Below are 13,123 nucleotides of genomic sequence, written 5' to 3'. Positions count from 1 at the left end.
ATCATTAACAGCATCAGTATAACGCTCTAATGGCGTAACATACTGCCAAACACCTAGTACCACTACCATAGAATGCAATTTGCCTTGCATAGGCGATAAGACAGGGAGAAAGTATGAGCGGTTCAAACGCACGCCAAAACGTAGCCCTACAGCAATTAGCTGCGGGGGATGTGCCCGCTTATATCCAGGTGCTTGGTCAAGGCGCTAGGGCGGCTGCTCGAGAGTTGCGCCGCGCTGATACGGGATTAAAAAACCGTGCGCTTGAAGCAATGGCATCACGCCTGACGGCATCTAGGCAATTAATACTAGAAGCGAATGCGCTTGATTTGCAGCGTGGCAAAGAAAGTGGCTTAGACACTGCCTTGCTCGATCGTCTGGCGCTTAATGATGGGCGAATTGATGCCATGGTTGAAGGCCTTCTCCAAGTGGCTGCATTGCCAGACCCCGTTGGCGAAATTGACGATATGCGCTACCGCCCAAGCGGCATTCAAGTTGGCAAAATGCGTGTGCCACTTGGGGTTATTGGCATTATTTATGAATCTCGTCCCAACGTTACCCTTGAGGCAGCAAGCCTGTGCTTAAAATCGGGTAATGCTTGCTTACTACGCGGCGGTTCTGAGGCCAGTGCGTCAAATGCGGCGATTAGCAGTTGTATTCAGGAGGGGCTAGCTGAGGTTGGCTTGCCAGCTGAATCCGTTCAGGTTATTGCCACCACTGATCGCGCTGCAGTGGGTGCGATGATTAGCATGCCCGAGTACGTCGACGTCATAATTCCAAGAGGTGGAAAGTCGCTAATAGAGCGCATCTCCCGGGAAGCAACGGTGCCGGTCATTAAACACCTCGATGGGGTTTGTCACGTTTACATCGACACTACGGCCGATCCCGCTAAAGCGTTGGCCATCGCTGTGAACGCCAAAACGCATCGCTATGGCACCTGCAATACGATGGAGACGCTGCTAGTGGATGCGCCGATTGCTGACATCGTGCTGCCAGAGTTGGCTCGTGCCTACGCCGAGCACCATGTTGAGCTACGCGGTTGCGAGCGTACACAAGCTTTGCTGCCCCAAGCGGCGTTGGCTACCGAAGAAGACTGGGGCGCTGAGTACCTTGCGCCTATTCTAGCGATTAAGGTCGTTGATGGCATGGATGAGGCGATTCAGCATATCGAGCAATATGGCTCCCACCATACTGACGCCATCGTGACTCAAGACATCAGTCTAGCGAGACGCTTTATGGCTGAGGTCGACTCAAGCTCAGTCATCGTAAATGCCTCAACGCGCTTTGCTGATGGCTTTGAGTATGGACTGGGCGCTGAAATTGGTATCTCAACCGATAAGTTACATGCTCGAGGGCCGGTTGGGTTAGAAGGGCTTACAACGCAAAAATATGTCGTCTTTGGTGATGGGCAAATCAGGCAATGAGTTCAACACCCATGCGAATAGGCATGCTGGGGGGCACCTTTGATCCTGTGCATCTGGGGCATTTGCGAAGTGCCGTTGAGGTTCGTGAAGCCCTTGAGCTGGATCGTTTGCACATGATTCCCGCGCCTCAGCCGCCGCTGCGCGATACGCCTCAGGTATCACCGGAGCAGCGTTTTGAGTTGTTAAGGCTAGGTATTGGCGACACGCCTAGTGTGATGGCTGATGACCGGGAGCTACGCCGCGAAGGGCCTTCTTATAGTGTGGATACGCTTGCCGAGCTGCGGCAAGCGTATGGCGATAGTGCGCGTCTCGTCATGATTATCGGGTTCGATGCTTTTCTGCGGTTAGCCAAATGGTACAAAGTTAATCAGATATTCTCCTTAGCACATCTCGTTGTAATCGCTCGACCTGGCTATAACGAATGCTGGCCTGAAGCATTAAGGGAACTGGTGGGTGATCGTGAAGTCGATAGTGTAGATGAACTGATGCGAAGTCCTAATGGTAATGTTCTGACGCTGGCTTTGCCCTCCATGATGGCGATTTCGGCTACTTATATTAGAGAGCGTTTAGAAAAGGGCGAAAGCGTTCGTTATCTACTGCCTGAGGCCGTTGAGGAAGCCATTCTGCGGCATGGCCTCTATCATTCTGGCGAATAGCACTGGCAGTCAGGAAAGAAGCCGTTACAATGGCCGGCTGATTGACTGACTATCACCGAGCTTGCTTTTGCTGAGCTTGCGACAACAAGGGGTTGCCTTTAGGAGCCATGCACATCGATACACTTAAAAATCTAGCGGTTGATGCCCTAGAAGAACTTAAAGCACGAGATATTACGCAGTTAGATGTTTCCAAGCTGACTGAAGTCACTGACTTGATGCTGATCGCCAGTGGTACGTCTACTCGCCACGTGGCTGCTTTAGCGCAAAATGTTGTTGAAAAGGCTAAAGCGTCAGGGCTTTCGCCTCGTGGGGTTGAAGGTGGCGATAATGCTGACTGGGTATTGGTCGACTTAGGCGATGTAGTTGTCCATATTATGTTGCCTGAAGCTCGAGCCCTCTATGATCTTGAGCGCTTATGGGCAGACCTGCCTAATGACGCTGGGGCTATTAGTGAGTCGCTGAAGCGGTTTGAAGAGCGAGCCACAATGTCATGAAGATCCGGCTGTTAGCGGTGGGCACCAAAATGCCTGGCTGGGTTGAGGAGGGCATTGAAACCTACCGCAAACGGCTGCCTAGAGACTTTTCGCTTGAAATTGAAGAGATTCCACTGGGTCAGCGTGGCAAAAATGCCGATATAGCCAAAGCGCGTGCGCAAGAAGCTCAGCGTATACGTGACAAACTGCGTGGCGATGAGTATGTCGTGGCACTTGAGGTTAAGGGTAAAACCTGGAGTACCGAGCAACTTGCTGACGAAGCCGACGCTTGGCGCATGTTGGGCAAAGATATAGTGCTGTTGGTGGGAGGGCCTGATGGCTTAGAGCCATCCCTTTCAGCAATGGCTGATAAAGCGTGGTCTTTATCGCCCCTCACATTACCGCACCCTCTGGTACGCATCATGCTGGCTGAGCAACTTTACCGGGCGTGGACCCTGCTAGTAGGTCATCCCTATCATCGATAACTGCTTTTTGTCTGATTTGAGAGTCATCTTTACCCATGCCTAAGCGCCATGACACGCTTAAAAACCCTGAGCAAGAATTGCGCATTTTTCGTGTCAGGGCGCTACTTGCCGTCTTAGTGGTGGTCGTTTTGACGGGGCTGCTGACGGGGCGTTTGGCTTACTTACAGATCGTTCAGCACGACTTATACAGTACTCGCTCTGAAAAAAACCGTGTCCGTGTTGAACCGCTGCCCCCCAACCGGGGATTGATTTACGACCGCAACGGCGTCCTTCTTGCCGAAAATCGCCCTACTTATAACCTCACATTGGTGCGCGAGCGAGTTGATGATTTAGATGAAACGCTGGCGTTGTTAGTTGAGCTTCTAGATCTACCCGAAGAAGATATTGAAGCGTTTAATGTCCGTTCCCGGCAGCGCCAGCGCCCGTTCCAGCCAGCGCTTTTAATGAGCGATTTGAGTGAAGATCAAATCGCCCGGCTAGCGGTGAATCGACATCGTCTACCAGGGGTCGAAGTAGAGGCACAACTGCTTCGCTACTATCCTGATGCCGAAATGATGGCTCATTCGCTGGGTTATGTCGGACGTATCAACGCAGAAGAGATGCAAACCCTAGATGCTGGGCGATATGCGGGAACGCACTTTATTGGTAAAACGGGGATTGAGCGATTTTACGAGACAGAGCTGCACGGGCAGGCTGGGCTGCGTAAAGTTGAAACGAACGCACGTGGGCGTGTACTCAGAGAGCTGGGTCGTACTGATCCGGTACCTGGGGCGAATCTTACATTAACGCTTGATAAGTCAATGCAAATGCTCGCTTACGAGCTGTTAGATGATCGGCGTGGATCTATCGTTGCTATCGTTCCTGGGACAGGTGAAATCCTGGCCATGGTATCGACGCCTGGTTTTGATAGTAATCAGTTTGTAACGGGAATTGATGTCGCTTCTTATCGTGGCTTACAGGAAAATATCGACCTCCCGTTATTTAATCGAGCAATTCGTGGCCATTATCCACCAGGTTCAACCATTAAGCCCTTTTTGGCACTTGCGGGGCTCGTAGAGGGGGTTGTCACTCCCGATAGCACGATTAATGATCCTGGTTTTTATCAGTTGCCCAACGACTCTCGTCGCTATCGTAATTGGCTACGCTGGGGGCACGGCCGGGTAGATATGGAGCGGTCTCTTGCCGTTTCAAACAACACTTATTACTACACTCTAGCCCATGACCTTGGGATCGATAACCTGCATGAACAAATGACCAACTTTGGTTTTGGCCAACGTGTTGCTCATGATGTGCAAGGCGAAAGTACCGGTCTGATGCCGTCTCGTGACTGGAAGCGGGCGCGTTTTAATCAACCTTGGTATCCCGGTGAAACACTCTCGGTGGGGATTGGGCAAGGTTATTGGCAGGTAACTCCGTTACAGCTAGCGAGTGCAACGGCGACATTGGCTAATCGCGGTCATTGGGTAAAACCACGCCTTGCGCTAGCAATAGGCGACGAGCCCTTAGCGCTGGATTTGCCAGATACGCTGCCCGATATTCAGTTGGATAATGACAATTGGTGGGACCGTGTTTTCAGCGGCATGGAAAAAGTGCTCAGCGGGAGAGAAGGCACGGCACGCCGCACCGGGGTGGGGCTAGAGTACCGTATGGGGGGGAAATCAGGCACGGCTCAGGTATTCTCGCTTGGCCAAGATCAGCGTTACAACGCCGCAGAACTTGAGGAGCGCCTGCGCGATCACGCTCTTTTTATGGCGTTTGCGCCCATCGATGATCCGCAAATTGCGGTCTCAGTTATTGTTGAAAATGCTGGGGGCGGGAGTACACATGCCGCCCATTTGGCGCGTGCGATGACCGATGCATGGATATTAAGAGACGATGCGCCAGACGCTGAGCAAGTTAAAGAAGCACTAGTAGAAGATACCGCCAGAGTGGAGGGCAATTAATGAGTTCATGGCAAACTCTCTCTCGCCCACTACGTCGTTATCCCGTACGCCCGCCAGATAGCGGTATTGCTAGGCGCAAAAGCATCTGGGAGCGGATTCACCTGGACCCGTGGTTGCTAGGGTTGCTGTTGTTGCTGATGGGGGGCGGTTTGTTAGTGCTTTATAGCGCTTCCGGGCAGCGTGTTGATACGGTAATTGCGCAAGCGATACGTTTCGGTGTTGCCATTGTGGTTATGGTGGTTATTGCTCAATTGTCGCCTTCCACGTTTCTGCGCTGGGCTCCCTTTGCTTACGGTCTGGGCTTAGCTATGTTGTTGGCAGTGGAGATAGCTGGCGATGTGGGAATGGGGGCAAAGCGGTGGCTTGAAATACCGGGCGTTATTCGATTTCAACCATCTGAGATGATGAAGCTAGCGGTGCCACTGATGGTGGCCGCCTATCTGAATCGTTGCCAATTACCGCCACGCTTCAAGCATATTTTTGTTTGTGCGGTGATCATCGGCTTGCCGGTGGTACTGACGGCTATTCAGCCGGACCTTGGAACGTCGCTTTTAGTGGCCAGTGCGGCGGTGATTGTTGTGCTTCTGGCAGGTTTGTCCTGGCGCTTGATTGGTTTGATTGGCGCCTTAATTGCAGCAGGGCTTCCTGTGTTATGGATGAATATGCACAACTACCAACGTCAACGGGTTTTAACGTTCCTGGATCCGGACAGTGACCCCTTAGGAGCGGGTTGGAATATTATTCAATCAACAACAGCAATAGGTAGCGGTGGCTTGTGGGGGAAGGGCTGGCTTGAGGGTACTCAATCTCAATTAGAATTCCTGCCTGAGCGCCATACAGATTTTATTATTGCCGTGCTAGGTGAAGAGTTTGGCCTAGTGGGAATGCTAGTTCTGCTATCTCTGTATGTCATGATTGTGGGACGTGGACTGTGGCTGGCAGCGTCTGCCCAGGACACTTTTGGGCGACTTTTTGCAGGCAGTATTATCCTGACATTTTTTATATATGTATTTGTCAATGTCGGCATGGTGAGTGGTATTTTGCCCGTTGTTGGCGTGCCGCTGCCGCTAGTGAGCTATGGCGGGACTTCCAGCGTGACCTTGCTGGCGGGGTTCGGTATTCTCATGTCAATACATGCCCATCGGCGGTTGTTGCCGCGCTAGTATCGAATAGATAAGTAGCGGTGCTTTTTCACAGGAGTGGTAAGTTAATGAAATGGGCCCGAAGTAAAGCAAGTGGCTGCGTGGCAGCTGTGTTATTGGCGTGCTCCTACACGGCTGCATGGGCTGATGACGCGTCGCCCTTAGATCCGCAGCAGCACGAAGGTAGTCAACAGTTAGTTGACGAGTTAACAGCACAAGGAATTCCTCGACAATGGCTAACTGATGCCCTGAATCAGGCCAACTTTAGCCAATCTGTTTTGGATGCGATGGAAGGCGCGGCTGAACGTCGCTTACGTTGGTATGAGTATCGGGATATATTTTTAACCCAGCAACGTATTGAGGAGGGAGCCGAGTTCATCAGTGAGTATGAGGATGCGTTTATCCGGGCTGAGGACGTGTATGGTGTCCCGCCAGAGATCATTGCTGCCATTATTGGTGTTGAAACCTATTACGGTAAGCATAAAGGCAGCCACCTCGTATTAGACTCGTTAGCAACATTAGCCTTCAATCATCCTGTTCGCGGTAGTTTTTTTCGCGGCGAACTGGCGGCTTTTTTGAAAATCGCTCATGAGCAAGGCGTTGAGGTTGACGAGCTGTATGGTTCGTATGCCGGCGCAATGGGGTATCCCCAGTTTATTCCCACAAGTTATCAAGCCTATGCGGTCGATTTTGACGGTGATGGTAAACGAGATTTATGGGAGAATCCGGTCGATGCTATTGGCAGTGTGGCGAACTACTTTGCGGTACATGGTTGGCAGCGTGATGGGGCAATTTATCATGAGGCCGATGGCCCTGATTCAGCGCCTGAGACGCTTCCTATTAACCAAACCAGTAAGCCTGAAGTGACTGTGTCTGAAGCGATTGAAGCTGGCATTGAACCACAGAATGCGCTGGATTCAGAGCTGCTTGTGGTGCCTTTAAGGCTCGAGCTTGCCGATGATAGTATTCAATATCGCTTGGGGGAGTATAACTTTTACGTTATTACCCGTTACAACCACAGCCACCTCTATGCGATGGCAGTGACTGAGCTGTCAGAGGCGATTGCACGGCAGGTTGAGGGCTAACTATGAGAACAGTGCTGTCTGAGGCTCGTGGCATAGGTGGTGCGGTGATCATCATAGCGTTGGTTAGCGGCTGTGCCAGCCATGAAGCTCAACAAAATAGCGCTAATCAGCCTGCTAGTAAGCCTGCTGAGAGTACGAGCGGTGCGCCCAGCAGTGGAGCAAGTAGTGGTGGTGCATCATCGGGAGAGCGCTATGCAATGACGGGCGATGCCTATCCGTTAGAGCCGCCGGATGTGAGCAAGGTGCCAAACGCTGAGCCGCGCATAGAACCGCTATCGCGCTCCGGCAATCGCTCCAGTTATGAAGTGTGGGGTGAAACCTATCATGTGTTGCCGGATGCAACGGGCTATGTGAAGCAAGGCACGGCCTCCTGGTACGGTGAAAAATTCCATGGCTATGCCACATCAAACGGTGAGATTTATGACATGTATAAAATGTCTGCGGCTCACCGCTCACTGCCATTGCCAACCTTCGCCCGTGTCACCAGTTTAGACAGCGGTCAATCTGTTATTGTCCGCGTCAACGACAGGGGGCCGTTTCATAGTGACCGTGAAATAGATCTTTCCTATGCAGCGGCTGCACGGCTAGGCTTTTTAGATAATGGTACGGGATCCGTTCGGGTCGAGGCGATCGAGCCTGAACAATGGCTGGCTCAGCAAGGTAGAAGTCGCCAGCCAGTTGATGGGGTGCCTTCGCCATCTTCTACTGTGAATGAGCGGCCTGTTCGAGATGCGGCTGATCAGCGGTCAGTGGCAGCAGATGACGCTATTTATCTACAAATTGCGGCATTGGGCAGTGAAGAAGGAGCCCAGCAGCTGCAGCAACGTTTGGTCAGTGAGCTGCCGCATAGCGTACGGGTGATGAGTGATGCAGACGTGCATCGTGTGCAGGTTGGGCCAGTGAGTCCTAAGCAGGAAACCCAAGCACGTGAAGAACTCCGTCGGGCGGGCTTTCCACAAGTGTTTATCGTGAGATAGCTCTCCCCAATTATTAGCTAAATTAAACGTGCTTCGTTGACGTTTTTTCTTTGTTGTGAGAAGTAAGAAATGAATGTATTGATGTCTATTCGCCGTACCGCAGGGCTTTGCTTGTTTGCGGTTTTTGCTGTGGTGTCTTCACCGGCCGTGGCCCAGGTGATACCACAGCCGCAAACGATTATTCCTTCCGCTCCTCAGCTAGCGGCGAGCTCATGGATTCTGATGGATGCCAACAGCGGTCGCATTCTTGCTGAACATAATTCTGATGAACGCTTACCACCAGCCAGCCTGACTAAACTCATGACCGCCTATCTGGTCGAGCGTGAGTTAGATCGCGGTACAATTAGCTTGACGGATATGGTTAATATCAGTGAGAAAGCTTGGCGTACTGGCGGCTCCAAGATGTTCATCGAGGTAGGCGACCAGGTCTCGGTCGATAATCTGCTGCATGGCATTATTATTGTATCGGGTAACGATGCTAGCGTGGCGATGGCTGAGCACCTAGCGGGTGGTGAGGCACCATTTGCCGATTTGATGAATCAGCATGCTACGCGCTTAGGGATGCACAATACGAATTTCCAAAACCCGACAGGTCTTCCTGGCGAGAATCACTACTCCACTGCTCGTGATATGGCACTGTTGTCACAGCATATTATTAATGATTACCCCGAGCACTATACGATTTACTCTCAGCGCAACTTCGCGTTTGGTGGTATCGATCAGACAAACCGCAACCGCTTGCTGTGGCGTGACCCGAGTGTCGATGGTCTGAAAACCGGTTGGACAACGGAGGCAGGTTACTGTCTTGTCTCTTCGGCCGAGCGTGATGGCATGCGACTAATTTCAGTCGTGATGGGTACTAATTCTGAGGAGGCAAGAGCTCAGGAGACGCAAAAGCTCCTTAGTTACGGTTTCCGCTTCTATGAAACGATGAAGCTCTATGAGCGTGGTGCAGTGCTTGCAACGCCGCGTGTTTGGGGGGGAGATATCAATGAACTGCGTGTTGGCGTTGACGGCGAAGTATTTATGACGCTTCCGCGCAACCGCAACGAAGAGTTGCGTGCTCGCTTGAACCTGGATGAGGATCTTCAAGCACCGATCGCCGTAGGTGATGATGTCGGTACGCTAGAAGTATATTTAGGCGAAGAAATGGTCGGCGAGCGCCAGCTAGTGGCACTAGAAAGTGTTGAAGAGGGTGGCTTGTTTAAGCGCCTATTTGACCAAGTAAGGCGTTTCTTCAGTGGTTTGTTGAGTAGCTTTACTGATTAGTAGCTTTACCGATTAGTAGCTGCGAGCTTAAGCGCAGGATTTCTAATTTTTTGCGCTTAAGCTACTAATCTTATAAGGCTTTACTGTATTCGTACCCTGAGCAAAAATATCACTATATTGCGTGTAAAGGTGAGCTATGAAAAAAGGCGCGAAAAATGGGCTAAGAGATTTACGTCAGCCTCAAGTCAATGAGCCACCTAAAATCACTTTTCCCTGCGATTACTCATTGAAAGTTGTTGGCGACGCCGCTGAGGATTTTCCAGCCTGTGTGTGTCAGGTGATTGTTAAACATTCTCCGGAATTTGATGAGACGTCACTTCAGGTCGTCGACAGCCGTAACGGACGTTTTCAATCTGTGCGTGTCACTATTGTGGCCACTGGCGAGCATCAGCTGCGACAGCTGTTCGATGACTTGAAGGCGACAGGTCGCGTACACATGGTGGTGTAACCTTGGCTAGTCAACTTATTGAGCTGCACCAGCTTGGCCATCGTGCCTATTTGCCGGTGTGGAGCGCGATGCGCGAACTCACTGATACGCGGGACGAGACAACGCCTGATCAATTCTGGCTAGTTGAGCATGATCCCGTTTTTACTCAAGGTCAGGCAGGCAAACCAGAGCATGTGTTAATGCCTGGTGATATCCCTGTGGTGAAAGCGGATCGTGGAGGGCAGGTAACCTACCATGGTCCAGGTCAAGTTGTGTTATATCCATTGCTGGACGTTCGCCGTGGCAAGATCGGGGTTCGTCAGCTAGTAACTGCGCTCGAAAATTCAGTGATTGACGTACTTGCGCTTTATGGCGTTTCTGCCTGGGCGAAGCCAGATGCACCTGGCGTCTATGTTGATACGCTGCAAGGTGAAGCGAAGATCGCCTCGCTTGGGTTAAGAATTCGGCGGGGGGCAAGTTATCACGGGGTTGCACTAAACGTAGATGGCGACTTATCTCCCTTCGGGCGTATCAATCCCTGTGGCTATGCGGGTATGCAGGTAACGCGATTGGCTGATTTAGTGGCGCTGCCTGCCGTTCACCAGGTCGGTGATCAACTAGCGTCTGCACTAGCCCGGCGGTTGGATCGTCAGTTGGTAGCGGTATCGCCTATCAAACCATGAGCTATCTGCACGCAAGGCACTGTGGTAACTGAATTAGCCGTGCCAATTGCGTGCAGATAGTGAATGAATAGAGCTAGCCAAAATAGTCAATAAAAGGCCGCTAGCCTAGACGCTTTATCCAACATTAAACGCAGGAATACGGTTAGCATCAGGCTCATGGCCTGGAACCGCAGCAGGCGACGCGAGGCCAAGGTTGTTTTTCTCAAAAACACGGTCAGCGCGATAGCTAGAGCGTACTAGCGGCCCAGACGGCACCTCCATAAAGCCTTTTTCGAGGCCAAGCACGCGATAGCGATCAAACTCTTCTGGGGTGACCCAGCGCTCTACGGCTAGATGGTTTTTGGTTGGGCGCAAATATTGCCCAAGCGTCACGATATCAACGCCAATCTCTCTCAGGTCATCAAAGGTCTTAAGAATCTCTTCGTCCGTCTCGCCTAATCCAAGCATCAAGCTTGTTTTGGTAATTATATCGGGACGATACTGCTTGGCATGTGCTAAGACATTTAGCGTTTTGCGATAACCTGCACGTGGGTCGCGCACTTTACTGGTTAGCCGCTCTACCGTCTCTACATTCTGTGCAAACACTTCCAATCCCGAATCAACTACCCGCTCAATGGCAGCTGTATCAGCGTCAAAATCGGGTGTTAAAGCCTCTACAACCACTTCCGGCGTGCGAGATTTAATAGCTTTAATGCAGTTGGCGTAGTGCGTGGCGCCGCCGTCGTCCAAATCGTCTCGGTCAACGGAGGTCAATACGATGTAGCGCAGCCCCATCAGCTCGACCGATTTTGCGGTGTTCTCCGGCTCTTCTAGATCCAGCCAGCCTTTTGGGTTGCCTGTGTCCACTGCGCAGAAACGGCAGGCACGTGTGCACACAGACCCCATTAACATAATAGTGGCGGTGCCATTGCTCCAGCATTCGCCCATATTGGGGCAGTGCGACTCTGCACAGACAGTGCTAAGACGGTGCGTAGAGACATTCTTTTTGACGGCTTCGAAGCGTTCGCCCCCAGGAATCTGTGCGCGCAGCCATTTAGGTTTGCGGTCAAGGCTGGGAGACGCTTCGTCTGGCGACGCTTTACGCTGTTTCATGCCGTCTTTAATGACCGACATGCCATGCTCATTGCGGAATTTTTCGCCGCTAGGGACGCGCGTTGTTGGGTTATTGCTCATAGGAAAGAGCCTCTCTACTGTGCGGCAGGCAATGCCCAAACGTCGTGGCGTCTAACCATATGCTCTTGCGATGGCGTTTATATGCCATGGCGTTGACAGTTGGATCGCCTGCGCGAATACATGCCAAATCCTGAAGATTCTGAATGATACGTAGGTAGTAGACTAATGTAACATATCTGTTGGTTAACAAGACACTAAGCCTCCTTCATCGAACCGCTAAACAGGCAGCCTAGCTAGCCGATGACCCGCTATATCGATAGTAAAGGTAGGCAGGAAACGCCGTGGCTGGGCAGTGGGCTAGAGGGAGCTTGAAAATGCCGACCAAAATCTGGCAGGTGTTCCCGGGTGAAGCGTAAAAAAAGATCCGCGACTGGTGTCGGAAAATGATCGCGACGATACACCGTGCACCACGAGCGCCGAATGGGAAAGTTGGGCAAAGGGAGTGCTGATAATAGCCCTTGCTCTAGTTCTAGCTGAACCGCTAAACGGGGCAAAACGGCAACGCCTAGGTGGGCCATAACGCCTTGCTTGATGGCTTCATTAGTGCCTAATTCAATGCGGTGGGGAAGACCGATTTCTTGATCAACAGCCAGTTGCTCAAAGGCGATGCGCACCCCGGAGCCTGGCTCACGCATCAAGACATAATGGCGCGCAAAGTCGGCTAGTGTGGGGGCTTTCATGTGAAGCAGTGGGTGGTCTGGCCATACGAGAGCGATAAGTTCATTTTCAAGAATGGGCATGACTACTAAATCGTCGTCTTCAGGCACCATGGCCATAATCACGACATCATCTTTTTGTTCTGCCAGTCTTTCAAGCGCTTGACTGCGGTTGCATACCTTTAGACGAATACGAACGTCGGGATAGCGTGCTCGAAACCGCGCTAATAAATAAGGCACCACATATTGGGCGGAGGAGACTGCCGCGATGTTTAGCTCACCGCTAATGCTGCCATTAATCTCTGAGAGATTCATTTGCAGTCTAGAGAGCTGTCCGAAAATTTCACGTGTTGAGAGCGCTAGGGTATCCGCGGCAGGTAGCACGTGAAGCGTTTTACCGGCATATTTAAACAGTGGTTGACCAAGGGCGAGTTCTAGCTGGCGTATTTGTGCGCTAACGGCAGGTTGTGTAAGCCCTAGCTGCTCGGCTGCGCGCGAGTAGGAGCGCTGGCGGTGGACTGCCTGGAATACCTGTAATTGTCGGAAGGTCAAACGATTGAGTAGTGTAAGGGATGACATAACAACCTCTAGGTATACACCCTCCGAAGAATAGAAAGTGCCACAAAACAAAATCTCAACATTATGTTGGAAATGCTACCACCGATGATGTGCGGCGTCTTTATGACAACAATGATGAATTTGCAAAGGTAAGCATCGACGTTATGCAGCGAGT

13 protein-coding genes are annotated in these 13,123 nt (G+C 51.5%); 11 read left to right on the top strand and 2 right to left on the bottom strand.

Going from position 1 to position 13,123, the window contains the following annotated elements:
• Positions 1–113: 113 nt before the first annotated feature.
• The 11 genes from HVE01_RS09750 (at position 114) to lipB (ending at position 10,561) form a co-directional block, all read left to right on the top strand.
• Entirely contained in the window at positions 114–1,421 is a 1,308-nt protein-coding gene (locus HVE01_RS09750) for a glutamate-5-semialdehyde dehydrogenase (protein WP_125747304.1), read from the top strand.
• Entirely contained in the window at positions 1,418–2,077 is a 660-nt protein-coding gene (gene nadD / locus HVE01_RS09745) for a nicotinate-nucleotide adenylyltransferase (protein ID WP_164517078.1), read from the top strand. Before HVE01_RS09750 ends, nadD begins: the two co-directional genes overlap by 4 nt.
• A gap of 107 nt (positions 2,078–2,184) precedes the next feature.
• Positions 2,185–2,571, top strand: a complete 387-nt coding sequence (rsfS, locus tag HVE01_RS09740; protein WP_009723533.1) for a ribosome silencing factor — start codon at positions 2,185–2,187, stop codon at positions 2,569–2,571.
• Positions 2,568–3,035, top strand: a complete 468-nt coding sequence (gene rlmH / locus HVE01_RS09735; protein ID WP_125747306.1) for a 23S rRNA (pseudouridine(1915)-N(3))-methyltransferase RlmH — start codon at positions 2,568–2,570, stop codon at positions 3,033–3,035. Before rsfS ends, rlmH begins: the two co-directional genes overlap by 4 nt.
• Before the next feature lie 35 nt (positions 3,036–3,070).
• Entirely contained in the window at positions 3,071–4,978 is a 1,908-nt protein-coding gene (gene mrdA, locus HVE01_RS09730; RefSeq protein WP_125747308.1) for a penicillin-binding protein 2, read from the top strand.
• On the top strand, positions 4,978–6,141 hold the full coding sequence (gene rodA, locus HVE01_RS09725) for a rod shape-determining protein RodA (protein ID WP_125747310.1): 1,164 nt from the start codon (positions 4,978–4,980) through the stop codon (positions 6,139–6,141). Before mrdA ends, rodA begins: the two co-directional genes overlap by 1 nt.
• A 47-nt stretch (positions 6,142–6,188) precedes the next feature.
• Positions 6,189–7,205 (top strand): lytic murein transglycosylase B, encoded by a 1,017-nt coding sequence (gene mltB / locus HVE01_RS09720; RefSeq protein ID WP_125747312.1) that lies wholly within the window; start codon positions 6,189–6,191, stop codon positions 7,203–7,205.
• 2 nt (positions 7,206–7,207) lie between these two features.
• Positions 7,208–8,182 carry a septal ring lytic transglycosylase RlpA family protein gene (locus HVE01_RS09715; protein ID WP_146943810.1) on the top strand — a complete coding sequence of 325 codons (975 nt, stop codon included), beginning with the start codon at positions 7,208–7,210 and terminating at the stop codon, positions 8,180–8,182.
• A gap of 69 nt (positions 8,183–8,251) precedes the next feature.
• Positions 8,252–9,451, top strand: coding sequence for a D-alanyl-D-alanine carboxypeptidase family protein (locus HVE01_RS09710; RefSeq protein WP_146943808.1), 1,200 nt, complete (start codon positions 8,252–8,254; stop codon positions 9,449–9,451).
• A 136-nt stretch (positions 9,452–9,587) separates the two neighbouring features.
• Positions 9,588–9,899, top strand: a complete 312-nt coding sequence (locus HVE01_RS09705; protein ID WP_125747317.1) for an HP0495 family protein — start codon at positions 9,588–9,590, stop codon at positions 9,897–9,899.
• A 2-nt stretch (positions 9,900–9,901) separates the two neighbouring features.
• Positions 9,902–10,561: a lipoyl(octanoyl) transferase LipB gene (gene lipB / locus HVE01_RS09700; protein ID WP_125747319.1), complete on the top strand. Its 660-nt coding sequence runs from the start codon at positions 9,902–9,904 to the stop codon at positions 10,559–10,561.
• Between the two features lie 114 nt (positions 10,562–10,675).
• Here lipB and lipA read toward each other — a convergent pair whose 3' ends face one another.
• The gene (lipA, locus tag HVE01_RS09695; protein WP_146943806.1) at positions 10,676–11,734 is read right to left on the bottom strand and encodes a lipoyl synthase; all 1,059 of its coding nucleotides are present in this window, start codon (positions 11,732–11,734) and stop codon (positions 10,676–10,678) included.
• A 248-nt stretch (positions 11,735–11,982) separates the two neighbouring features.
• A complete protein-coding gene (locus tag HVE01_RS09690) occupies positions 11,983–12,969 on the bottom strand; it encodes a LysR family transcriptional regulator (protein ID WP_146943804.1) in 987 nt (328 codons plus the stop codon).
• Between the last annotated feature and the right edge of the window lie 154 nt (positions 12,970–13,123).

The sequence above is a fragment of the Vreelandella venusta genome, from assembly GCF_007989605.1.
Classification (GTDB): Bacteria; Pseudomonadota; Gammaproteobacteria; order Pseudomonadales; family Halomonadaceae; genus Vreelandella; species Vreelandella venusta.
The sequence above is the reverse complement of the archived record's forward strand: the minus strand, read 5'-3'. Positions and strand labels throughout refer to the sequence as shown.